The organism is Nocardioides sp. OK12, from assembly GCF_024341885.1.
Taxonomy (GTDB): Bacteria; Actinomycetota; Actinomycetes; order Propionibacteriales; family Nocardioidaceae; genus Nocardioides; species Nocardioides marinisabuli.
On sequence record NZ_BNET01000003.1, the window covers coordinates 397,221 to 419,082 of the forward strand.

Sequence of the window (21,862 nt, forward strand, 5' to 3'; positions counted from 1 at the left end):
GCGACTTCTTGATCGTTCCAAGTCCGACAGGAGCACTGTAACCACGACGGGCGCCCGGCGCTGTCGGTGCCCTGGCCTAGCGTGCGCCCCATGGCGAAGTCCCCCGCACGTGCCGCCCGGCCCACCTACCGCTGCTCCGAGTGCGGCTGGGAGACCGGCAAGTGGGTGGGCCGCTGCGGCGAGTGCCAGGCGTGGGGCTCGGTCGCCGAGGCCGCCGCCGCGCCCGCGCTGCGCACCGCCGCCTCCCCGGTCACCACCAAGGCGGTGCCGATCGGGCAGGTCTCGGTCGAGGAGGCCGGCTTCCGCACCAGCGGGGTGCCCGAGCTCGACCGGGTGCTGGGCGGCGGGCTGGTGCCCGGCGCCGCGATCCTGCTGGCCGGCGAGCCCGGCGTCGGCAAGAGCACCCTGCTGCTCGAGGTGGCCGCCCAGACCGCGCGCTACCAGCGCCGCACCCTCTACGTCACCGGGGAGGAGTCGGCCTCCCAGGTGCGCCTGCGCGCCGACCGCACCGGTGGGGTGCACGACGAGCTCTACCTGGCCGCCGAGACCGACCTCGGCGCGGTGCTGACCCACATCGAGGAGACCCGCCCCGAGCTCATCGTCGTCGACTCGGTGCAGACCATCGGCGCCTCCGGCGTCGACGGGGTCCCCGGCGGCGTCACCCAGGTCAAGGAGGTCGCCGCCGCGCTGATCCGGGTCGCCAAGACCCGCGGGATCACCACCGTGCTGGTCGGCCACGTCACCAAGGACGGCGCGATCGCCGGGCCGCGGGTCCTCGAGCACCTCGTCGACGTGGTCCTGCACTTCGAGGGCGACCGCAACTCCCGCTTCCGCATGGTGCGCGCCATGAAGAACCGCTTCGGGCCGGTGGACGAGGTCGGCTGCTTCGACCTCGGGCCCGACGGCATCAGCGCCGTGGCCGACCCGACCGGGCTGTTCGTCGAGCAGCACCACGGCCGGGTGCCCGGCACCTGCGTGGCCGTCACCATGGAGGGCCGCCGCCCCATGCTGGCCGAGGTGCAGGGCCTGGTGACCACCTCGCCGCTCGACCGGCCGCGGCGTACGACCTCGGGGCTCGACGGCTCCCGGGTCGCGATGGTGCTCGCCGTGCTCGAGCGGCACTGCGGGCTGCGGCTCTCCGCCCAGGACGTCTTCGCCTCCACCGTCGGCGGGGCGCGGCTGCACGAGCCGGCCAGCGACCTGGCGGTGGCGATCGCGCTCGTCTCCTCCCACCTGGGCATCGCCCCGCCCACCGGCGTGGTGGCGATCGGCGAGCTCGGCCTGGCCGGCGAGCTGCGCCGGGTGCGCGACCTGCCCCAGCGCGTCGCCGAGGCGGCGCGGCTGGGCTTCCGCCACGCGGTGGTGCCCACCGAGCCCGGGCGCCGCGGCCAGGGGGTGGGCGCGCCCCGCGAGATCGAGGGCATGCGGGTCCTCGAGGTGCCGGGCATCGCCAGCGCCCTCGAGGTGCTGCGCCTGACCGACCGGCCGGGCTGAGCCACCGGCGAGCGACCCCGGCCGGAATGATGACGCGCACCCCGGCGCACCGCTCTAGACTCGCCGGGTAGGGGTGGAATCACCGCCCCGCTCCCCCCTGGAGGAACGCGTGCCCGCCGAACGCTCGGACGACCTGCTGCGCCTGCGCGAGACGCTGGCCTCGATCGCGCCGGGCACCTCGCTGCGCGACGGTCTCGAGCGCATCCTGCGCGGGCGTACCGGTGCCCTCATCGTGATCGGCCAGGACGAGCGGGTCGACGAGATCAGCACCGGCGGCTTCGACCTCGACGTGCCCTTCACCGCCACCGGCCTGCGCGAGCTGGCCAAGATGGACGGCGCGATCATCGTCGACGCGGGCCTGACCCGCATCGTGCGCGCCGCGGTGCACCTGATGCCCGACCACACGATCCCCTCCGAGGAGACCGGCACCCGGCACCGCACCGCCGACCGGGTGGCCCGCCAGACCGGCTTCCCGGTGATCTCGGTGTCGCAGTCGATGCAGATCATCGCGGCGTACGTCGGCTCCACGCGCCACGTGCTCGAGGACGTCGGCCAGATCCTCTCGCGCGCCAACCAGGCGCTGGCGACCCTGGAGCGCTACAAGCTGCGCCTCGACGAGGTCTCCAGCACCCTGTCGGCCCTCGAGATCGAGGACCTGGTCACCGTGCGCGACGTGGCCGTGGTGGCCCAGCGCCTCGAGATGGTCACCCGCATCGCCCGCGAGATCGAGGACTACGTGCTCGAGCTCGGCACCGACGGCCGGCTGCTGTCGCTGCAGCTGGAGGAGCTCATCACCGGTGTCGACACCGAGCGCGAGCTGGTGGTGCGCGACTACCTGCCCGCCGGGCGCAAGGCCTCGACGCCCGAGGAGCTGCTCCAGCAGCTCGAGGCACTCTCCCCCACCGCCCTGGTCGACCCTGCCGCCACCGCCAAGGTCCTGGGCCTGGGCAACGGCGAGCACCTCGACGGCGCCGTCGCCCCCCGCGGCTACCGCCTGCTGGCCAAGGTCCCGCGCCTGCCCCCCACCGTCGTGGACCGCCTCGTCGACCACTTCGGCACCCTGCAGAAGCTGCTCTCCGCCGGCATCGACGACCTGCAGGCCGTCGAGGGCGTCGGCGAGCTGCGCGCCCGCAGCGTCCGCGAGGGCCTCTCCCGCCTCGCCGAGTCCACCATCCTCGAGCGCTACGTCTGAGCCGCCCCGCGGGAGTTTCATCGGGTACCCGATGGAGCTCGCGGCACCTGGCTGAAGGTTCAGCCAGGCGGCACCAGGTTCATCGGGTACCCGATGAAACTTCACGGGGGCGGTGCTTGCCGTCGTGGAGCAGCGCGTTGAGCTCGCCGCCGAGGAGCAGGGCCAGGGCGAGCAGGTACATCCAGGTCAGCACCACGACCCCGCCGCCGAAGACGCCCAGGAGCGGGTTGCCCTCGCCGAGGGTGCGCAGGTAGAGGCCGAAGGCGGCGCTGGCGCCCAGCCACAGCAGGGTGGTGGCCACGGCGCCGGGCAGCGCCGCGCGCCAGGGCGTACGCCGGTTGGGCGCGAGGTGGAAGACCAGCGCCAGCCAGCCGACCAGCACCAGGAACAGCAGCGGCAGGCGGGCCAGGTCCCAGAAGGCCTCGAAGGCGCCGCCCAGCCCCACGACGTCGGCGACGTCGGAGCCGCGGCCCAGCAGCGGGCCGACCACGACGACGGCCAGGGCGACCACCACGACCACGACCGTCATCAGCCCCAGCCCCAGGCCCAGCAGCCGGCGGCGCAGCCAGGGGCGGTGCTCCTCGCTGTCGTAGGCCAGGTTGAGCGCCTGGACGACGACCGCCCAGGCGCCCGAGAGCGTGACGAGCGCACCGAGCGAGGCGACGGTGAGCAGGCCGCCGTACTCGCCGGAGAAGACGGCCTGCACCGAGTCGAGCACCGGCGCCCCGCGGTCGGTGAGCACCAGCGCCAGCGCGTCGGTGACGCGGGCCTCGGTGCGCGCGGCGACCTCGGCACCCACCAGCGCCTCGAGGTAGGACAGCAGCCCGGCCGCGATCAGCAGCGCCGGGAAGATGCTCAGGACCGCGAAGAACGCGATCTCGGCGGCCAGCCCGGCCACCCGGTCCTTGGCGACCTCGTGGCCGAGCACCCGCACCAGCGCGACCGAGCGGTCGCGGCCTCGCCGCAGCACCGGGTGCACGTCAGTGCGCGGCGAGGTTGCCGCTCAGCCGGCCGTGCATGTGCAGCGACTGCTCGTTGAGCCCGTGGATCTCCACGGTCTTGCCCTTGCGCTCGTACTTGTAGGTGATCGAGTCGAGCGCGGCGACGGTCGAGGCGTCCCACACGTGCGAGGCCGCCATGTCGATGACCACGTGCTCGGGGTCGTCGGCGTACTCGAACTGGGTGTAGAGGTCGTTGGAGGAGGCGAAGAACAGCTCGCCGGTGACGGTGTAGCGCGCCTGCGGGCGCCCCCCGACCTCGACCAGCTCGCGCTCCACGGTGGCCAGGTGGGCCACCCGGCGGGCGAAGAGGGTCATCGCGACCAGCACGCCGACCCCGACGCCAATGGCCAGGTTGTGGGTGGTCACGGTGACCACGACGGTCGAGACCATCACGGTGGTCTCGCTCTTGGGCATCCGGCGCAGCGTGCGCGGCGAGATCGAGTGCCAGTCGAAGGTGCCGACGGCGACCATGATCATCACCGCGACCAGGGCGGCCATCGGGATCTGCGCGACCAGGTCGCCGAAGCCGACGACCAGCACCAGCAGCAGCACACCGGCGGAGAAGGTGGAGATCCGGGTGCGGGCCCCCGAGGCCTTCACGTTGATCATCGTCTGGCCGATCATGGCGCAGCCGCCCATGCCGCCGAAGAAGCCGGTGATCATGTTGGCCGCGCCCTGGCCCCAGGCCTCGCGGGTCTTCGGGGAGTGGGTGTCGGTGATGTCGTCGACCAGCTTGGCGGTCAGCAGCGACTCGAGCAGGCCCACCAGCGCCATCGCCAGCGCGTACGGCGCGATGATCTCCAGGGTGGTCAGGGTGAAGGGCACGTCGGGGACCAGCAGCGCGGGCAGCGTCTCGGGCAGCTCGCCCTCGTCGCCCACGTCGGGCAGCGCCCAGCCGGCGGCCAGCGCGGCGGCGGTGACGGCGACGATGACGACCAGCGGCGAGGGCACCGCGGTGGTCACGCGCGGCAGCAGCACGATGACCGCGACGCCGAAGGCCACCAGCGGGTAGACCAGCCACGGCACGTCGACCAGGTAGGGGATCTGGGCCATCGCGATGAGGATCGCCAGGGCGTTGACGAAGCCGACCATCACCGAGCGCGGGATGAAGCGCATCATCCTGGCCACGCCGAGCACGCCGAGCACGATCTGGATGGCGCCACCGAGGATCACGGTGGCGATCAGGTAGTCCACGCCGTAGTCGCGCGCCACCGGCGCGATCACCAGCGCGATGGCGCCGGTCGCGGCCGAGATCATCGCGGGACGACCGCCGAGGAAGGCGATCGAGACGGCCATCGTGAACGAGGCGAAGAGACCCAGGCGCGGGTCGACGCCGGCGATGATCGAGAACGAGATCGCCTCGGGGATCAGCGCGAGCGCCACCACCAGGCCGGCCACGACCTCGCGGCGCAGGACGGAGGGGCGGCGCAGGGCGCCGCGCACGGTGTGCGTCTCGGCCGGCGGCAGCGCCACGGACGGCTGCAGCAGCGAGGACTGGTCGGACGGGTCGTTGCTCACTCAGGACTCCTGGGCGGTGGTGGCGGTACGACGGCCGGGAGCTGCGCTGCGACTGGCCGCGGGGAGGTCGGTGGGTGCTCGACGGGCGAGCGGTGGCGGCCCGTGGGCGTGCGTGACGCGTCGACCGACGCGGCGACTCTACCCTGACGTGACGGGAGAGTGGGCATCCGCGACCAGCGCTCGGGCGGTGAGACGGCTCACCGCTCGCGGTGGGCGCGCACCCGCTCGTCGAGCCCCGCGGCGAACTCCTCGGCCCAGGCCAGCCGGGTGCGCAGGGCGTCGACCCGCTGCTCGGCGGCGGTCCGCAGCGACTCCAGCTCGCCCAGCAGCCGGGCCCGCTCGTCCTCGTCGGGGTCCGCGTCGAGCGCGTCGACGACCCCGAGCAGCCCGCGCATGTCCTCGAGGGAGAAGTCCAGCGGCTTCATCCGCTTGATGAGCTCGAAGCGGTCCACGTCGAGGGCGGTGTAGAGCCGGAAGCCGCCGGCCGAGCGCGCCGACGGCGCGACCAGCCCGACCTCCTCGTAGTAGCGCAGCGTGCGCAGGCTCAGCCCGGTGAGCGCGGCGACCTCGCCGATCTGCATGTGTGCGGCCACGGCGGGGAGTCTAGGCCCGCCGCGAGACCGCGACCGACACCGCGGCGAGCCCGGCCGAGAGCGCCAGCACCGCCATGAAGGCCGACCGGTCGGCGGCGGTGCCGACGGCGGTGAAGACCAGTCCCGCGACGGCGACCGCGACGGCCGCGCCCACCGAGTCGCTGATCGTGACCGCCGAGGAGGCGGTGCCGCGCTCGTGCACCGCGGTGCGGGCCAGGACGGTGGAGGTGATCCGCGGGTACATCAGGCCCATGCCCGCGGCCGCGACCAGCCAGCCGGCGCCGACCAGGACGCCGGGCAGCGCCAGCGCCGCGACCACCAGCACCACCACGATGCCGGCGGCCAGCACCGCGGCGCCCAGGCGCAGCGCCGCCTCGTCGGGCAGCCGCTCGCCCAGGCGCCCCTGCACGTGCGAGGCCCCGGCCCAGCCCAGCGTGGCGACGGTCAGCACCAGGCCGCTGACCCAGGTGGCGGCGGCGTACTGCTCCTGGAGCAGGAAGGGCAGGTAGGCCTCGGCGGCGAAGAACGTGCCGCCGACCAGGCCACGCTGCGCGATGACGGCCGGTACGCCGCGCCCGGCGCGCAGGGTGCCGCGCGGCAGCAGCGGCCGCACCGCCACCAGCGCGAGGCCGACCGCGACCGCGGCCACGCCGGCGCGGGCGGGCCCGGGCAGGGCACCGGTCAGGTTGAGCGCCACCACGGCCGCCGCGACCGCGACCGCCAGCCCGAGGCGTCGTACGCCGCCGCCGCGGCGCGCGGGCGCGGCCTCGGGCGGTTCGACGGCCCGCAGCGTCGGCACCAGCAGCGCCAGCGCGGCCACGGCGATCACCACGACGCCCAGGAAGACCCAGCGCCAGCCGAGGGTGTCGGCCACGACGCCGGCCAGGAACGGGCCGACCAGCCCCGGCAGCACCCAGGCGGCGGCGAAGAGCCCCAGGATGCGGGGCCGGTCGACGGGGTCGAAGACCTGCGCGACCAGCACGTAGAGCGCGACCACCATCCCGCCGAGGCCCAGGCCCTGCAGGAACCGGCCGACGACCAGCAGCAGCATCGTCGGGGCCAGGCCCGCGGCCAGCAGGCCGAGCCCGAAGAGCGCGACCGAGACCAGCAGCGGGCGCACCGCCCCGCGGCGGTCGGACCACTGGCCCACCGCGACCATGCCCACGACGCTGGCGGCCAGGGTCGCTGAGAACGCGACCGAGAACCAGGCCCGCCCGTCGAGGTCGCGGGTGACGCTCGGCATCACCGTCGCGACCGCCAGCGCCTCGAAGGCGGCCAGGAAGACCAGGGCGACCGAGCCGGCGGTGGCACCCCGGTAGCGCGGGCCCAGCAGTGGGGTCAGGGTCGTCAGGGCCAGATCCGCCGCTCGCCCTCCGCGGCCCGCACCTCGCCGAGCTGGTGGCGGCGCTTCTGGGCCTTGTAGGGCACGGCGAGCACCAGCGCCGGCGTCTTCGGGCTGCGGTGCTCGAGCAGCACCTGCACCGCGCGGGCGCCGCCGACGATGGCGTCGAAGACGACCGCGACGCAGCGCACCTGGTCACGCTCGGCGCGCAGCTTCTCGAAGAGCTCCTCGAGCAGCTGGTCGGGGCGCACGTCCTCGACGATCTCGACCAGGCGGGCGCTCTCGGTGCCGTCGTCCTCGACGACCTGCACGAAGGGGACCAGCACGTCGTCGGCGTCGAGGCGGTCCTTCGCGGACCGCAGGGCGGTGTCGAGCAGCCCGTCCATCTCGCCGAGCACGGTCTTGCTCACGTCGTCACGCCACGAGGTCATGGCCCCAGCCTCGCAGACCGCCCGCTCATCCCGGGAGTCCGAGCCGGGCCTCCGGGCGCAGCCAGTCCTCCAGCCCCTCCCCGTCCGCCGCGGCGGCCAGGCGCCGCCCGAGCCCGGGCGCCTGCTTGTAGAGGTTGTGGCCCACCGGCAGCAGCACCCCGTCGGCCTCCCACACCGCCATCGCGTCGTCGCTCCACGGCAGCGTGGTCACCCAGCAGTGCCGCACGTCGACGGGGTCGGGGTCGAGGCCCGGCAGGGCCCGGGCGACGTAGTCGCGGGCCCGGGTCGCGAGCTCGTCGAGCCCGCCCGGCACCGGCAGGCTGGCGTCGTCGCGGGCCGGGGTGGTCTGGCTCAGCCCCACGCCGTACGACGCGTTGCCGGGCGCAGCGGCGGCGTACACGCCGGTCTCGCCGAAGACGCCGCTGGAGTCCTGCAGCGTCGAGAGCACCGCGGGCGCCTCGCCGCGCACCGCGAAGGTCAGCCGCACGTGCGCCGCCTGGGTCACCGGCAGCGAGAGGCCCAGGGTGCGGGCCAGGGCGGGGGTGCCGCGCCCGGCGCAGACGACGACCCGCCGGTAGGTGTCGGTGCGGCCGCCGCTGCGGACCTCGACCCGCTGCCCGGCGGGCCCGCCGCCGAGGGGTCGCACCGACAGCACCTCGTCGCGCACCACCCGGTCGCCCAGGGCGGCGCTGAGCGCCGCGACCGTCGCGGTGGTGCGGATCGACCCGCCCTCCTCGTCGCACATCGCCGGGCCGTCGAAGCCGGTCAGCAGCGGCACCCGGCGGGCCAGCTCGTCGGCGTCGAGGCGTCGGGCGGCGACGCCGGCCTCCTGCAGCAGCGGGAGGTGGTCGTCGACGGCCGGGCCGATCGCCACCGCCCCGTCGGGCGAGACCATCTCGACGCCCAGCCGCTCGCCCCACTCGCGGTAGGCCGCGCGGCTGGCGCGCGCGGCCGCCACCAGCCGCGGGTCGTCGTGGGCGTGCCGGAAGATCCGCGACACCCCGCCGGACTGGCCGTTGCCGGGCTCGCCGTGCTCGTAGACCCGCACCTCGACGCCGCGCTCCAGCAGGGCGTAGGCGGTGCTGAGGCCGACGATGCCGGCGCCGACGACGGCCACCTCGGGGGCGCCGGCGGCGACCGGTGCGACCTGCTGGACGTGCTCGGCACCGGTGGGGAGCGCAGATGTCGACATGGGTCCCACCCAACCAGCCGCTCCCCCACCCGCCCGGGCGGTCGCTCAGGCGTCGGTGGGCCCGTCGGCAGGCTCGTGGGGCTCGTCGGGGTCGTCGGCCCGGCGTCGCTCGAGCAGCACCGTGTCGCGCCACCGCCCGTCGAGGCGCGCGATGCGCGAGCGCACGGCGAGCACCTGGTAGCCGGCGCTGCGGTGCAGCGCGAGGCTGGCGCGGTTCTCGGGGAAGACGACCGCCTGCAGCGTCCACAGCCCGCCCGCGTCGGCCTCGGTGACCTGGCGGTGCAGCAGCGCGCGGCCCACGCCGCGCCCGCCGGCGTCGGCGGCGACGTAGACGGTGGTCTCGCCGACGCCGGCGTAGCAGGCGCGCGCCGAGACCGGCGAGACCCCGGTCCAGCCGACCACCCGGCCCGGCTCAACGTCGTCGTGCGGGTCGTCCCCGACCAGCTCCGCGACCCAGCGGTGCCCCGGCAGCCAGCGCTCGCGCAGCGCGTCGAGCGCGGGCACCTCGGTCTCGAAGGTGGCCTGGCGCCCCGCGATGCCCTCGGCGTAGATCTCCTGCACCCGTGGCAGGTCGTCCTCGGTCATCGCCCGGGTGCGCACGTCACCGGGCAGGTCCTCGGGGCAGCACGGCCGCGCGGCCAGGGTGCCCATCACCACGTCGGCGGCGTGCGGGAGCCCGGTGCAGCAGGCCGCGTTGACCGAGACCAGGCTGGCGGTGCCGACCTTGTCGACCACGACGAAGCCGAGCTCGGCCAGCCGGCGCACGTGGTGGGAGCAGGTGGCCTGGCTGATGCCCAGGGCACCGGCCAGGTCGCCGACCCGCAGCGCGCCGGCGGGGGCCGAGGCGACCGCGTGCAGCAGCCGCACCCGGGTCGGGTCGGCCAGCGTCGCGAACCACTCGGCGTACGTCGTCGCGGTGGTCGCGTCGAGGAGCGTCATGCGCCCAGGCTAGCCGTCGATCGATCCAGATCGATGGTTGAACATATCGACATCTGTCGATACAGTCTCCATCGACCGCCATCGATCGTTCCCGAGGAGCACCCATGCCCACCCCGCACCTGCAGCCCACCACCGCCGAGCCCCTGGTGGTCGTCGGCGCCGGACCGGTCGGCCTGGCCGCCGCCGCCCACGCCCACGAGCGCGGCCTCCCCGTCGTGGTGCTCGAGGCCGGGGCGGCGGCGGGCGCGGCGGTGGCCGAGTGGGGCCACGTGCGGCTGTTCTCGCCGTGGTCGGAGCTGGTCGACGACGCCGCGGCACGGCTGCTCGCGCCGACCGGGTGGACCCGGCCGGCCGACGCCGCACCGCCGACCGGCGCCGAGTGGGTCGAGGGCTACCTGCGTCCGCTCGCGGCGGCCCTGGTCGCCGCCGGGGTCGAGGTCCGCACCGGCCACCGTGTCACCGGGGTGGCGCGCCGGGGCCGCGACCTGCTCGTCGCCGGCGAGCGCGACCGGGTGCCGTTCGCGGTGCACGTGGAGTCCCCCGGCGGGCACGAGGTGCTCACGGCGGCCGCCGTCGTCGACGCCTCCGGCACCTGGGGGCGGCCCGGCCCGCTGGGCACCGACGGCTACCCCGCGCCCGGCGAGCGCGAGCACGCCGAGCACGTGACGTACGCCGTCCCCGACGTCGACGACCCTGCGGTGCGCGCCCGGCTCGCCGGTCGCCACGTAGTGGTCGCCGGCGCCGGCGCCTCGGCCCAGAACGCGCTGGTGGCGCTGGGCCGCCTGGCCGAGCAGGAGCCGGCCACCCGGATCACCTGGCTGCTGCGCCGCGGCGACGTGGGCCACGCCTTCGGCGGCGGCGACGCCGACGAGCTCGAGGCCCGGGGCGCGCTGGGCGACCACGCCCGCGCGGTCGCGGAGTCCGGGCGGGTGGAGACCGTGACCGGGTTCCGCACCAGCGCGGTGCGGCGCGACGAGCGCACCGGGCGCCTCGTGCTGACCTCGCTCGACGGCCGCGAGGTCGGCGACGTCGACGAGGTGGTGGCGGTGACCGGCTTCCGGCCCGACCACTCCTGGCTCAGCGAGGTGCACCTCGACCTCGACCTTGAGCTGGGCGCGCCACGGCTGCTGGCCCCCGAGATCCACCCGGAGCACCACTCCTGCGGCTCGGTCTCGCCGCACGGCGCCTCGGTGCTGCGCCAGCCCGAGCAGGGCCTCTACATCGTCGGGATGAAGTCCTTCGGGCGTGCCCCGTCGTTCCTGACCATGACCGGCTGCGAGCAGGTCCGCTCGGTGGTCGCCGAGATCGCCGGCGACCAGGAGGCCGCCGACCGGGTCGAGCTGGTGCTGCCGGAAACCGGCGTGTGCGGCGCGGCGCCGACGTACGACGCCCAGGACGCCGGGGGCGCCCCGGGCGGGGGCGGCTGCTGCTCCCCCGCCGGCCCGGAGCTGGTCGGCGTGCCCGCCGCCAGGTAGGCCTCAGCCCCGCCCGGCCACCAGCGGCTCGAGGTTGAGGTGCGGGTTCATCCGCTCGATCGCCTCGAGGCGCCACCGGTCGGAGAAGAGCGCCAGCAGCGCCCCGTCGGTGCGCTCCATCACCTCGACCCCGCGCAGGGCGGCCACCTCGTCGCGCTGCTCGGGGTCGACGCGGCGCGCGATCGAGTAGTCGAGGCTCTCCAGGCGCACCGGGGCGCGGTACTCCGACTCCATGCGGGCGCTGACGACCTCGAACTGCATCGGCCCCACGGCGGCCAGCACGGGGGCGTGCTCGCCCCGGAACTCCGAGCGCAGCACCTGGATCACGCCCTCCTGGTCGAGCTGCTCGATGCCCTTGCGGAACTGCTTCCAGCGGCCGGTGTCGGTGACGCTGACGGTGCTGAAGTACTCGGGGGCGAAGCTGGCGATCGGCGGGTAGCGCACCGGCGGCCCGGCGTGGATGGTGTCGCCGACCCGCAGCGCCGAGGCGTTGACCAGGCCGATGATGTCGCCGGGGCGGGCCCGCTCGACCGAGGTGCGCTCGCGGCCGAAGACGGCCTGGGCGTACTTGGTGGTGAAGGGGCGCCCCGTGGTGGCGTGGGTGACGACCATGCCGCGCTCGAAGGTGCCCGAGCAGACGCGGGCGTAGGCGAGGCGGTCGCGGTGGGCGGTGTCCATGCCCGACTGCACCTTGAAGACGAAGGCGCTGAAGTCGTCGTCGGGCTGGCGCTCGGTCTCGTCGACCGCGACGGTGGGCCCCGGCGGCGGGGCGAGCTCGATCAGCACCTCGAGGATCTGCGCGACGCCGAAGTTCGACAGCGCCGAGGCGAAGAGCACCGGCGTGGTGCGCCCGGCCAGGAAGCTCTCCTGGTCGTGGTCGGCGCCGTCGGCGCTGAGCAGCTCGTGGCCCTCCTGCGCCTCCTCCCAGCGCTCCGGCTCGGCGGCGGCCGCCGCGGCGGCGTCGAGGTGCTCCTCGGGCGCGCGGGTGCTGCCGCCGGCGGTGCGGGTGTAGCGCACGAACCCGCCCGTACGCCGGTCCAGGACGCCGCGGAAGTCGCCGGCGACGCCGACCGGCCAGGTCAGCGGGGTCGGGCGCAGACCGATCTGCTTCTCGATCGAGTCGAGCAGCTCGAGCGGGTCGAGGCCCGGGCGGTCCCACTTGTTGATGACCGTGATGACCGGGATGCCCCGGTGGGCGCACACCTGGAAGAGCTTGAGCGTCTGCGGCTCGAGGCCCTTGGCGGCGTCGACCAGCATCACCGCGGAGTCGACCGCCGAGAGCACCCGGTAGGTGTCCTCGGAGAAGTCGGCGTGGCCGGGGGTGTCGACCAGGTTGACCACGTGGTCGCCGTACGCGAACTGCAGCGCGGCGGAGGTGATCGAGATGCCGCGGGCCTTCTCCATCTCCATCCAGTCGGACACGGTGCCCTTGCGCCCGCCCTTGCCGTGCACCGCTCCGGCCTCGGAGATGACGGCGGCGTGCAGGGCCAGCGCCTCGGTCAGCGTCGACTTGCCGGCGTCGGGGTGACTGATGACGGCGAAGGTGCGGCGCGGTCGGAGGTCTGCTTCATCCACCCGTCGACTCTACGTGGCGGCCCGCGACCACTACCCTGACGGGGCGGAGGGGTCGACCGTCCGCATTTCCCGACGTACGTGAGGACACCGAGTGAGCCACCCCCACCCCGAGCTGCAGGCGCCCCCCAAGCTTCCCTCCGGTGCCCTGCGGATCGTGGCGCTCGGCGGCCTCGGCGAGATCGGCCGCAACATGGCGGTCTTCGAGCACGCCGGCAAGCTGCTGATCGTCGACTGCGGCGTGCTCTTCCCCGAGGAGCACCAGCCCGGCGTCGACGTGATCCTGCCCGACTTCACCTGGATCCGGGACCGCCTCGACAAGATCGTCGGCGTGGTGCTGACCCACGGCCACGAGGACCACATCGGCGGCGTGCCCTACCTGCTGCGCGAGCGCCCCGACATCCCGCTGATCGGCTCGCGCCTGACGCTGGCGCTGATCAAGGAGAAGCTCAAGGAGCACCGCATCCGCCCGGTGCTGCGCGAGGTCAAGGAGGGCGACCGGATCGACCTGGCGCCCTTCGACTGCGAGTTCGTCGCGGTCAACCACTCGATCCCCGACGGTCTCGCGGTCGCCATCCGCACCCGCGCCGGCATGGTGCTGCACACCGGCGACTTCAAGATGGACCAGTTCCCCCTCGACCGGCGCATCACCGACCTGCGCGCCTTCGCGCGCCTCGGCGAGGAGGGGGTCGACCTGTTCATGACCGACTCCACCAACGCCGAGGTGCCCGGGTTCACGACCTCCGAGCGCGACCTGACCCCGGCGATCGAGCACGTCTTCCGCACCGCGCCGCGCCGCGTGATCGTCTCCAGCTTCGCCAGCCACGTGCACCGCATCCAGCAGGTGCTCGACACCGCCCACGCGCACGGGCGCAAGGTCGCCTTCGTGGGCCGCTCGATGGTGCGCAACATGGGCGTCGCGGGCGACCTGGGCTACCTCAAGGTGCCCGAGGGCCTGATCGTGCCGCTCGACCAGCTCGAGCGGCTGCCCGCCAACAAGGCCACCCTGATCTGCACCGGCTCGCAGGGCGAGCCGCTGGCCGCGCTGTCGCGGATGGCCTCGCGCGACCACAAGATCCGCGTCGGCGAGGGCGACACGATCCTGATGGCCAGCTCGGTCATCCCGGGCAACGAGAACGCCATCTCCAACGTCATCAACGGGCTGACCCGCTGGGGCGCCAACGTCGTGCACAAGGGCAACGCCAAGGTGCACGTCTCGGGCCACGCGAGCGCCGGCGAGCTCGTCTACTGCTACAACATCATCAAGCCGCGCAACGTGATGCCGGTGCACGGCGAGTACCGCCACCTGCGGGCCAACGCCGACCTGGCGATCTCCACCGGCATGGACGCCGCCAACGTCGTGCTCGCCGAGGACGGCGTGGTCGTCGACCTGGTCAAGGGCCGCGCCAAGGTGACCGGCAAGGTGCCCGCCGGGCTGGTCTTCGTCGACGCCCAGCAGGTCGGCGGGGCCACCGAGGCCACGCTCAAGGACCGCCGCACGCTGGCCGAGGAGGGCGTGGTGACGGTGCTGGCCATCGTCGACGCCGACACCGGCAAGCTGGCCGACCGCCCGGACTTCCTGGTGCGCGGCTTCGTGCACGAGCCGAAGGCCTTCGACCCGGCGGTGCAGGTCATCGAGAAGACCCTGGCCCGGGCCGCCTCCGAGGGCATCGGCGACGCCCACCAGCTGGAGCAGATGATCAGCCGCGACGTCAGCCGGTGGGCGCACAAGACCTTCCGCCGCAGCCCGCTGATCATCCCCGTCGTCGTCGACGCCTGAGCCCGGCGGCCCGCCGGTGGCGCTCAGCCGCCGGCGGCCGCCCGCTCGAGCTCGGCGACGTCGAGCCTGCCCATCGTGAGCATGGCCTCCATCGTGCGCCGGGCCCGGTCGGGGTCGGGGTCGTCGAGCAGCTCGTTGAGCCGCGTCGGGACGACCTGCCACGAGAGGCCGAAGCGGTCCTTGATCCAGCCGCACGGCCCGGGCTCACCGCCGTCGGCGCCCAGCGCCGCCCACAGCCGGTCGACCTCGGCCTGGTCCTCGCACTCGTAGACCAGCGAGACGGCCTCGCTGAAGCTGAACTCGGGGCCGCCGTTGAGCGCCTGGACCCGCTGCCCGGCGATCGTGAGGTCGACCACCAGCACCTGCCCTGCCGGCCCGGCAGGGGTGTCGGCGGGCGAGCGCCACACCTTGTCGACACGGCTGTCGGGGAAGATCCCCACGTAGTGCTCGGCCGCCTGCTCGGCCACGCCGTCGAACCACAGGCACGGGTACATCCTCGCGTTGGTCATGTGGAGGTGGACCGGCGCGACGCGGGCGAATCATCGCCCGCGCCGCCGGGGCGGTGCGCCAGCAACCAGGTGTCGGCGACGGACGGTTGCTGGGTCACCGACGACCCAGGCGCCCCGGCGAGGACCGCTGGCGCTGCCACCACGACAGGCCCGCGGCCGCACAGCAGGCGGTACCGGTCAGAGCTCGCTCTGGACCCCCGCCAGCAGCTGGCGCGCCATCACGATCCGCTGCACCTGGTTGGTGCCCTCGTAGATCTGGGTGATCTTGGCGTCGCGCATCATCCGCTCGACCGGGTAGTCGCGGGTGAAGCCGTAGCCGCCGAGCACCTGGACGGCGTTGACGGTGACCTCCATGGCCACGTCGGAGGCGAAGCACTTGGCCGCGGCACCGAAGAAGGTCAGGTCGCTGTCGCCGCGCTCGGAGCGGCCGGCGGCGGCGTACGTCATCTGGCGCGCGGCCTCCACCTTCATGCCCATGTCGGCGAGCATGAACTGCAGGCCCTGGAAGTCGGCGATGTTCTTGCCGAACTGCTGGCGCTCCTGGGCGTACTCCAGCGCGTAGTCGAGCGCGCCCTGCGCGACGCCGACGGCCTGCGCGGCGATGGTGACGCGGGTGTGGTCGAGGGTCTTCATCGCGGTCTCGAAGCCGGTGCCCTCCTCGCCGATCATCCGGTCGGCGGGGATGCGCACGTTGTCGAGGTAGACCTCCCGGGTCGGGGAGCCCTTGATCCCGAGCTTCTTCTCGGGGGCACCGAAGGAGACGCCCTCGTCGGACTTCTCGACCACGAAGGCCGAGATGCCCTTGGAGCGCTTCTCGGGGTCGGTGACGGCGATGACGGTGTAGTACTCCGACTCGCCGGCGTTGGTGATCCAGCGCTTGGTGCCGTTGAGCACCCAGTGGTCGCCGTCGCGCACCGCGCGGGTCTTCATCGACAGCGCGTCCGAGCCGGCCTCGGGCTCGGAGAGGCAGTAGGAGAACCCGCCCTCGCCGCGGGCGAGCGCGCCGAGGTACGTCGCCTTCAGCTCCTGCGAGCCCGCGATCTGCACCGGCAGCGAGCCGAGCTTGTTGACGGCCGGGATCAGCGAGGACGACACGCAGGCGCGGGCGATCTCCTCGATGACCAGCACGGTGGCCAGCGCGTCGGCGCCGGCACCGCCGAACTCCTCCGGCACGTGCGGGGCGTGGAAGTCCGCGGCCTGCAGCGCGGCGGCCGCCTCGTGCGGGAAGCGGGCCTCCTCGTCGACGGCGGCGGCGTACGGCGCCACCTTGGCCTCGACCAGGTCGCGCACGGCGCCACGGATCGCGCGGTGCTCCTCGGGCAGGGCGTAGAGGTCGGTCGTCTCGCTCACGGGGGCACTCACTTCTTGTCGTAGGTGTAGAAGCCGCGGCCGGACTTGCGGCCCAGGAGGCCGGCGTCGACCATCCGGGCCAGCAGCGGCGGCGGGGCGTAGAGGGGCTCCTTGAACTCCTCGTACAACGACTCGGCCACGGCCTTGGTCGTGTCGAGGCCGATCAGGTCGGCGAGGGCCAGCGGGCCCTGCGGGTGGGCGGCGCCGAGCACCAGGCCCTGGTCGATGTCCTCGGCCGAGGCGAAGCCCGACTCCATCATCCGGATTCCGGAGAGGATGAAGGGCACCAGCAGCGCGTTGACGACGAAGCCGGCGCGGTCCTGGCAGAGGATCGAGCGCTTGCCGAGCAGGTCCTCGACGAAGGAGCGCGCGGTCGTGGTGGTCTCCTCCGAGGTCAGCAGGCTCGGCACCAGCTCGACGAGCTTGAGCACCGGGACCGGGTTGAAGAAGTGGATGCCGAGCACCTGCTGGGGCCGCGAGGTCACGACGCCGAGCTTCATGATCGGGATCGAGGAGGTGTTGCTCGCCAGGATCGCGTCGGGCGCGCTGACGACCTGGTCGAGGCGCTTGAAGAGGTCGACCTTGACCGCCTCGTCCTCCACGATCGCCTCGACGACCAGCCCGCGGTCCGCGAGCGCCTCCAGCTCGGTCTCGACCCGGATGCGCGCCAGGACCTCGTCGGCGGAGTCGAGCTTGCCGCGCGACTCCGCGCGCCGCAGCGACCCCTCCAGGCGGGCCCGGCCGGCCTCGGCGGCCGCCTGGCTCGACTCGACCACGACCACGTCGAGCCCGGCCCTCGCGGAGACCTCCGCGATGCCGGCCCCCATCAGGCCACAGCCGACCACTCCGACGTTCTCGACACTCGTCACGCGCGCTCCATCCGTTGGTTTCGGTACTCAGTACCGTACTCTCGGCATCGAGTCTCACCAACCTTGGGAGGTCCCGTGCCCGAATCGAGCAGGCAGTCGAGCCGGCCCGGCGCGGGCGAGGTCCGCGACCGGCTGCGAGCCGCCGCCTTCGCCCTCTTCGAGGAGCGCGGGTACGACGCCACGACGGTCGGCGACATCGCCGAGGCCGCGGGGGTCGGGCGCACCACGTTCTTCCGGGCGTTCGGCTCCAAGGAGGACGTGATCTTCCCCGAGCACGCAGCCCTGATCGAGCGGGTGCGGGGCCGGCTGGAGACCGCGACCGCGCCGGGCGCGGCCACCCTGATCGGGATCGCCGAGGCGACCCGGCTGGTGCTGGAGCACTACCTGCAGGAGGGCGACGTGGCCCGGGCCCGCTACCGGCTGACCCGCACCGTGGCCACGCTGCGCGACCGCGAGCTGGCCAGCACCCTGCAGTACCACCGGGTCTACCGCGACGCGCTGCGCTCGTGGACCGGCGAGGAGGCCGGCAGCGACCTGCGCGCCGAGCTGGTCGCGGCCGCGGTGGTGACCGCTCACAACCACGTGCTGCGCCGCTGGCTGCGCGGCACGGTCGACGACGCCGGCGCCGTCGAGGAGCTGGGCGCGGCCCTGGAGCAGGCGCTGGACCACCCCTCCCCCGGCGCCGGGCCGTCGCTCAACCACCTGGGGACGTCGGTGGTGGTGCTGCGCACCCCGCGCGACGTCGACGCGGTGCTGCCGGCGCTGCGCCGGGCGCTCGCCGAGCCGCCGCGCTGAGCGCACCCCGATTCCGGCCCCACGAGCCGCCCCGGATGGGACCATCGGAGCACCATGAGCACCGAGGACCAGGACGCGCAGCCGGGCGACGACCTCGTCGACCGGTGGCTCGCGCACCGCGAGCGCACCGCCGAGGACCCCGCGACCCGTCCCCGCACGTACGGCATCGCGCGCACCCAGCCGCGCGAGCGGCCGACCGCCCGGCCAGCCGCCCCTGCTCCCCCGCCTGCTGCCATCCCTGATCCCGTCCCTGCCCCCGCTCCTGCCGCGCCCGTCGAGGAGGCGACCCCGGTCGCCCGCGAGGTCGCCTCGGAGGTGGGCCTCGACCTCGACGGCTTCGAGCCGGTGCTCACCGCCTCCGCGCGCCGCGCGCTCGAGCAGCCCGAGCAGCGCCGGGGGTGGCGCGCCCGCACCCGGCCCGGTCGGGGGACGGCCCCGACCGACGCCGATCCCGCTCTCGATCCCGCCGAGGAGGTCGCGCCGGAGCCGGACGCGGACACGGAGGAGGAGGCCGACGCGCCACCGAAGCCGGAGCCCGCGCCAGAGCCCACGCCTGCGCCCGAGCCCACGCCTGAGCCGGAGCCCGAGCCGGTGCGTGAGCCGGAGCCGGTGCGCGAGCCCGAGCCCGAGCCGGAGCCCGCGCCGGTGCGTGAGCCGGAGCCCGAGGCCGCGCCGACCCCGGCTCGCCCGGCTGCCCGGCGCCACCCCGCCCGTCTCGCCCACCTCGGAGCGGCAGCGTCGTCGCTGCGCTCCCAGCTCGACCGGGCCGTCTCCGGCGGACAGCCGGCGCAGCCCGCCCCGGCGCGCGCGGAGGCACCGGTCCCACCGATCCCACCGGCACGACCAGCGCGCCCCGCACGCCCAGAACGCCCGGCGCCCCTGCCCGCTCCGGCGGCCACGCCGCTGCCCACCGAGCTGCACTCACCCGGCGGCGTACGAGCGGCGACCGGCCTGCTGCTCCTGCTGGGCCTGGCGGCCACGGGGGTGGCCGGCTACGTCGCCTACGGCGACCCGACCGAGACCGCCCTGGGCGTCACGGGTGTCCTGGCCCTGCTCAGCGCCGTGATCTGGGCGGTGCGCGCGAGCGCCAGCCCGACGCACATGACGTTCCAGCAGGGCCGCCTGGAGATCCGCAGCGCCGCCGGCCGGCACCTCTTCGACCTGGGCAACCCGCACACGGCGATCGAGGTGCGCGGCCGCCCCGGGTCCCGAGGCTGGAAGGTGCTCTTCCACCGCCGCGCCATGGCCCCGTTCGTGGTCGACCCCTCGATGGTCGACCCGGTCGCCTTCACCGAGGTCCTGCTCCACCACCGCCCCGACCTGGCGCCACCGGACGACGCCCGACCGCATCGGTGAAACGTGTTCTAGTCTGACCTCGTGGTCGGATACACGAAGGACGACGTCTCAACCGAGGAGCGCGAGCGCCAGCGCGCTCTCTACGGACCGTTCACCGACGCCCTGCGCGGACTCGTCGACGCGGGCATCCGCACCGAGGTCGACGACGACGAGGTCCGTGCGGTCCAGGCGGAGGTCGAGGCGCTCACCGCCCGCCTGCGGGCCCGCCAGATCGACGGGGCCTACGGGGTGCGCATGGGCGAGGGAGGACAGGGCCGGGCCTGGGGCAACGCCGTGGTGGGGCTGCGCAACGCGGTCGCGCCCCCGCTCGTGGTCGAGCAGGAGGGCGACAGCGGCCGGGTGTGGTCGGACTTCCACCTCGGCGCCGCCTACGAGGGGCCGCCCACGCTGGTGCACGGCGGCGTCGCCGCGCTCATCCTCGACCAGGTGCTGGGCCAGGCCGCGGGAGCCGGACGGCGGCCCGGGATGACCGGCACGCTGACGCTCGTCTACCGCCAGGGCACCCCGCTCGGCCCGTTGCGCGCCGAGGCGTGGATCGAGCGGAGCGAGGGGATCAAGACCTGGGCGCGCGGGCACATCCTGGGCCCCGAGGGCGTCACGGTCGAGGCCGAGGGCGTCTTCATCCTGCCGCGGTGGGCCCGCCGTGCCCTGGCCGAGCAGGACGCCTCGGACCAGCAGACCCCGCGCTACTTCGAGTGACCGCGCCTGCTCGACCGACGAAGGGGGTCAGGCGCGGTCGCCGACCTTGGTGCCGCGCTCTCCGGCGTCGGTGAGGCGGGCCTCCTCGGCGGCCTGGGCCTCCAGCTCCTCGCGCCGCTGGGAGTCGGCGCTGCGGCGCAGGTCGTCGTACTCACCCGGCTCGGAGACCAGGTCGCTGGCCCCGCGTTGCAGCCGAGCGAGCGCGCTGCGCCCGAAGATCTGCTGCTCGGTGGCGGTGCGCTCGGAGCGCCCACGACCCAGGAAGGAGACGAACCAGTGCAGCACCGCCGTGACGCGGTTCTTGAAGCCGGTGATGTAGAAGAGGTGCACCGCCAGCCACATCAGCCAGGCGATGAAGCCGGTCAGGCGCAGCTTGCCGACCATCGCCACCGCGCGGAAGCGGCTGATGGTCGCCATCGAACCCTTGTCGAAGTACTTGAAGGGCTTCTGCGCGGGCTTGCCCTTGAGCCGTCCGTCGATCTCCTTGGCGGCGTACTTGGCGCCCTGGATGGCCACCTGGGCCACGCCGGGCAGGTTGTCGAGGGCGATCATGTCGCCGACGACGAACACCTCGGGGTGCCCGGGCAGGGTCAGGTCGGGGTTGACGCTGATGCGTCCGGCCCGGTCGAGGGGCGCCCCGGTCTGCTCGGAGAGGGTCTTGCCCAGCGGGCTGCCCTGCACGCCGGCGGCCCAGATCTTGGTGATCGCCTCGACCCGGACGGTGCGCCCGTCCTTGTACGACATCTCGAGGCCGCGCTCGTCGACGTCGGTGACCATGGCGCCGAGCATCACCTCGACGCCGAGGTCCTCGAGCTCCTTCTTGGTCTTCTCGCCCAGCTTGGCGCCGAAGGGCGGCAGCACCTGGGGCGCCGCGTCGACGAGCAGCACGCGGGCCTGGCGGGTGTTGATGTGGCGGAAGTCGCGGCGCAGGGTGCGGTGCGCGAGCTCGGCGATCTGCCCGGCCATCTCGACGCCGGTGGGCCCGGCGCCGACGACGACGAAGGTGAGCAGGTGGTCGACCTCCTCGCCGCGGCGGGCGGCCAGCTCGGCCATCTCGAAGGCGCCGAAGATGCGGCCGCGCAGCTCGAGGGCGTCGTCGATGCTCTTCATGCCGGGAGCGAACTCGGCGAAGTGGTCGTTGCCGAAGTAGGACTGGCCCGCGCCGGCGGCGACGATCAGCGAGTCGTACTCGGCGACGGTCTCGCGCCCCAGCACGTGGAAGCTGACGCGGCGCTCCTCCAGGTCGATGTCGGTGACCTCGCCGAGCAGCACGGTCGCGTTGTCCTGGCCGCTGAGCACCTCGCGGGTCGGGGGCGCGATCTCGCCCTCGGAGAGGATGCCGGTCGCCACCTGGTAGAGCAGGGGCTGGAAGAGGTGGTGGGTCGTCTTGGCGATCATCGTCACCTCGACGTCGGAGCGCCGCAGGTGCTTGGTGCCGAAGAGCCCGCCGAAGCCGGAGCCGATGACCACCACCCGGTGGCGTCGGGCGGCCTCGGGCGTGGCGTCCTGGGTCGCGGTCATGGGTGCTCACCTCTCGTGTCCGGGGCCGGCGCCCCGGGTGGTCGTACGTCGTGGTCGGCGGATCGGTGCCGGCACGGGTGCCTCGGGCACCCATTGTCGCCGATGCCCCGGCCACCACTGTCTCAACCTCGGGGCGGGCGCCCACCATCCGTATGGTCCGTCACACCGTCACGACGGGTGAAAATTCGACGACCCGCGGTTTGCCCCCGAGCCCGCCGGGGTATGCGGGCACCA

19 protein-coding genes are annotated in these 21,862 nt (G+C 74.2%); 7 read left to right on the forward strand and 12 right to left on the reverse strand.

All coding sequences use genetic code 11. The features are described 5' to 3' along the window. The first annotated feature begins 90 nt into the window (after nucleotides 1-90). Nucleotides 91-1,494 (forward strand): DNA repair protein RadA, encoded by a 1,404-nt coding sequence (gene radA / locus OCU29_RS09365; protein ID WP_261819691.1) that lies wholly within the window; start codon nucleotides 91-93, stop codon nucleotides 1,492-1,494. 109 nt (nucleotides 1,495-1,603) lie between these two features. Then, on the forward strand, nucleotides 1,604-2,686 hold the full coding sequence (gene disA / locus OCU29_RS09370) for a DNA integrity scanning diadenylate cyclase DisA (RefSeq protein WP_179614478.1): 1,083 nt from the start codon (nucleotides 1,604-1,606) through the stop codon (nucleotides 2,684-2,686). Between the two features lie 79 nt (nucleotides 2,687-2,765). Here the strand turns inward: disA and OCU29_RS09375 are convergent, their stop codons facing one another. The 7 genes from OCU29_RS09375 to OCU29_RS09405 all read right to left on the reverse strand — a co-directional run bounded on the left by OCU29_RS09375 (nucleotide 2,766) and on the right by OCU29_RS09405 (nucleotide 9,702). Beyond that, nucleotides 2,766-3,656 carry a YihY/virulence factor BrkB family protein gene (locus OCU29_RS09375; protein ID WP_179614479.1) on the reverse strand — a complete coding sequence of 297 codons (891 nt, stop codon included), beginning with the start codon at nucleotides 3,654-3,656 and terminating at the stop codon, nucleotides 2,766-2,768. Nucleotides 3,657-3,666: 10 nt separating this feature from the next. Then, a complete protein-coding gene (locus OCU29_RS09380; RefSeq protein WP_370463667.1) occupies nucleotides 3,667-5,130 on the reverse strand; it encodes a SulP family inorganic anion transporter in 1,464 nt (487 codons plus the stop codon). 272 nt (nucleotides 5,131-5,402) lie between these two features. Continuing rightward, complete coding sequence (locus tag OCU29_RS09385) at nucleotides 5,403-5,798, reverse strand: MerR family transcriptional regulator (protein ID WP_218876227.1); 396 nt, start codon at nucleotides 5,796-5,798, stop codon at nucleotides 5,403-5,405. 10 nt (nucleotides 5,799-5,808) lie between these two features. Beyond that, on the reverse strand, nucleotides 5,809-7,155 hold the full coding sequence (locus OCU29_RS09390) for an MFS transporter (protein ID WP_306799018.1): 1,347 nt from the start codon (nucleotides 7,153-7,155) through the stop codon (nucleotides 5,809-5,811). After that, entirely contained in the window at nucleotides 7,146-7,571 is a 426-nt protein-coding gene (locus OCU29_RS09395; protein ID WP_179614480.1) for a hypothetical protein, read from the reverse strand. The genes OCU29_RS09390 and OCU29_RS09395 overlap by 10 nt, the downstream gene beginning before the upstream one ends. A gap of 25 nt (nucleotides 7,572-7,596) precedes the next feature. Next, nucleotides 7,597-8,763 carry an FAD-binding oxidoreductase gene (locus OCU29_RS09400; protein WP_261819693.1) on the reverse strand — a complete coding sequence of 389 codons (1,167 nt, stop codon included), beginning with the start codon at nucleotides 8,761-8,763 and terminating at the stop codon, nucleotides 7,597-7,599. A gap of 45 nt (nucleotides 8,764-8,808) precedes the next feature. Further along, nucleotides 8,809-9,702, reverse strand: a complete 894-nt coding sequence (locus tag OCU29_RS09405) for a GNAT family N-acetyltransferase (protein WP_261819694.1) — start codon at nucleotides 9,700-9,702, stop codon at nucleotides 8,809-8,811. A gap of 104 nt (nucleotides 9,703-9,806) precedes the next feature. Between OCU29_RS09405 and OCU29_RS09410 the strand changes: the two genes are divergently transcribed. Next, on the forward strand, nucleotides 9,807-11,177 hold the full coding sequence (locus OCU29_RS09410) for an NAD(P)/FAD-dependent oxidoreductase (protein WP_261819695.1): 1,371 nt from the start codon (nucleotides 9,807-9,809) through the stop codon (nucleotides 11,175-11,177). A gap of 3 nt (nucleotides 11,178-11,180) precedes the next feature. Here the strand turns inward: OCU29_RS09410 and OCU29_RS09415 are convergent, their stop codons facing one another. Continuing rightward, complete coding sequence (locus OCU29_RS09415; protein WP_179614484.1) at nucleotides 11,181-12,752, reverse strand: peptide chain release factor 3; 1,572 nt, start codon at nucleotides 12,750-12,752, stop codon at nucleotides 11,181-11,183. A 91-nt stretch (nucleotides 12,753-12,843) separates the two neighbouring features. On the opposite strand from OCU29_RS09415, the gene OCU29_RS09420 reads away from it, so the two are divergent. Continuing rightward, nucleotides 12,844-14,529, forward strand: a complete 1,686-nt coding sequence (locus tag OCU29_RS09420) for a ribonuclease J (RefSeq protein ID WP_179614485.1) — start codon at nucleotides 12,844-12,846, stop codon at nucleotides 14,527-14,529. Nucleotides 14,530-14,552: 23 nt separating this feature from the next. Here the strand turns inward: OCU29_RS09420 and OCU29_RS09425 are convergent, their stop codons facing one another. The 3 genes from OCU29_RS09425 to OCU29_RS09435 form a co-directional block, all read right to left on the reverse strand. Then, nucleotides 14,553-15,038 carry a VOC family protein gene (locus tag OCU29_RS09425; RefSeq protein WP_261819696.1) on the reverse strand — a complete coding sequence of 162 codons (486 nt, stop codon included), beginning with the start codon at nucleotides 15,036-15,038 and terminating at the stop codon, nucleotides 14,553-14,555. Nucleotides 15,039-15,215: 177 nt separating this feature from the next. Then, a complete protein-coding gene (locus tag OCU29_RS09430) occupies nucleotides 15,216-16,388 on the reverse strand; it encodes an acyl-CoA dehydrogenase family protein (protein ID WP_179614488.1) in 1,173 nt (390 codons plus the stop codon). Between the two features lie 8 nt (nucleotides 16,389-16,396). Beyond that, entirely contained in the window at nucleotides 16,397-17,257 is an 861-nt protein-coding gene (locus tag OCU29_RS09435; RefSeq protein WP_261819697.1) for a 3-hydroxybutyryl-CoA dehydrogenase, read from the reverse strand. A gap of 75 nt (nucleotides 17,258-17,332) precedes the next feature. Here OCU29_RS09435 and OCU29_RS09440 point away from each other — a divergent pair, with 75 nt between their 5' ends. Genes OCU29_RS09440 through OCU29_RS09450 form a run of 3 tightly spaced genes read left to right on the forward strand, consistent with a single transcriptional unit; the run spans nucleotide 17,333 to nucleotide 20,107 of the window. Next, the gene (locus OCU29_RS09440; protein WP_261819698.1) at nucleotides 17,333-18,052 is read left to right on the forward strand and encodes a TetR/AcrR family transcriptional regulator; all 720 of its coding nucleotides are present in this window, start codon (nucleotides 17,333-17,335) and stop codon (nucleotides 18,050-18,052) included. A gap of 54 nt (nucleotides 18,053-18,106) precedes the next feature. Then, a complete protein-coding gene (locus tag OCU29_RS09445; RefSeq protein WP_261819699.1) occupies nucleotides 18,107-19,408 on the forward strand; it encodes a hypothetical protein in 1,302 nt (433 codons plus the stop codon). Nucleotides 19,409-19,429: 21 nt separating this feature from the next. Next, entirely contained in the window at nucleotides 19,430-20,107 is a 678-nt protein-coding gene (locus OCU29_RS09450; RefSeq protein ID WP_261819700.1) for a PaaI family thioesterase, read from the forward strand. 27 nt (nucleotides 20,108-20,134) lie between these two features. Here the strand turns inward: OCU29_RS09450 and OCU29_RS09455 are convergent, their stop codons facing one another. Beyond that, a complete protein-coding gene (locus tag OCU29_RS09455; RefSeq protein ID WP_179614493.1) occupies nucleotides 20,135-21,628 on the reverse strand; it encodes an NAD(P)/FAD-dependent oxidoreductase in 1,494 nt (497 codons plus the stop codon). Nucleotides 21,629-21,862 lie beyond the last annotated feature (234 nt).

Coding starts and splice junctions, on each gene's coding strand:
- OCU29_RS09425 (WP_261819696.1), bottom strand. CDS start 15,038: ATGACCAACGCGAGGATGTACCCGTGCCTGTGGTTCGACGGCGTGGCC.
- OCU29_RS09405 (WP_261819694.1), bottom strand. CDS start 9,702: ATGACGCTCCTCGACGCGACCACCGCGACGACGTACGCCGAGTGGTTC.
- radA (WP_261819691.1), top strand. CDS start 91: ATGGCGAAGTCCCCCGCACGTGCCGCCCGGCCCACCTACCGCTGCTCC.
- OCU29_RS09410 (WP_261819695.1), top strand. CDS start 9,807: ATGCCCACCCCGCACCTGCAGCCCACCACCGCCGAGCCCCTGGTGGTC.
- OCU29_RS09455 (WP_179614493.1), bottom strand. CDS start 21,628: ATGACCGCGACCCAGGACGCCACGCCCGAGGCCGCCCGACGCCACCGG.
- OCU29_RS09395 (WP_179614480.1), bottom strand. CDS start 7,571: ATGACCTCGTGGCGTGACGACGTGAGCAAGACCGTGCTCGGCGAGATG.
- OCU29_RS09400 (WP_261819693.1), bottom strand. CDS start 8,763: ATGTCGACATCTGCGCTCCCCACCGGTGCCGAGCACGTCCAGCAGGTC.
- OCU29_RS09445 (WP_261819699.1), top strand. CDS start 18,107: ATGAGCACCGAGGACCAGGACGCGCAGCCGGGCGACGACCTCGTCGAC.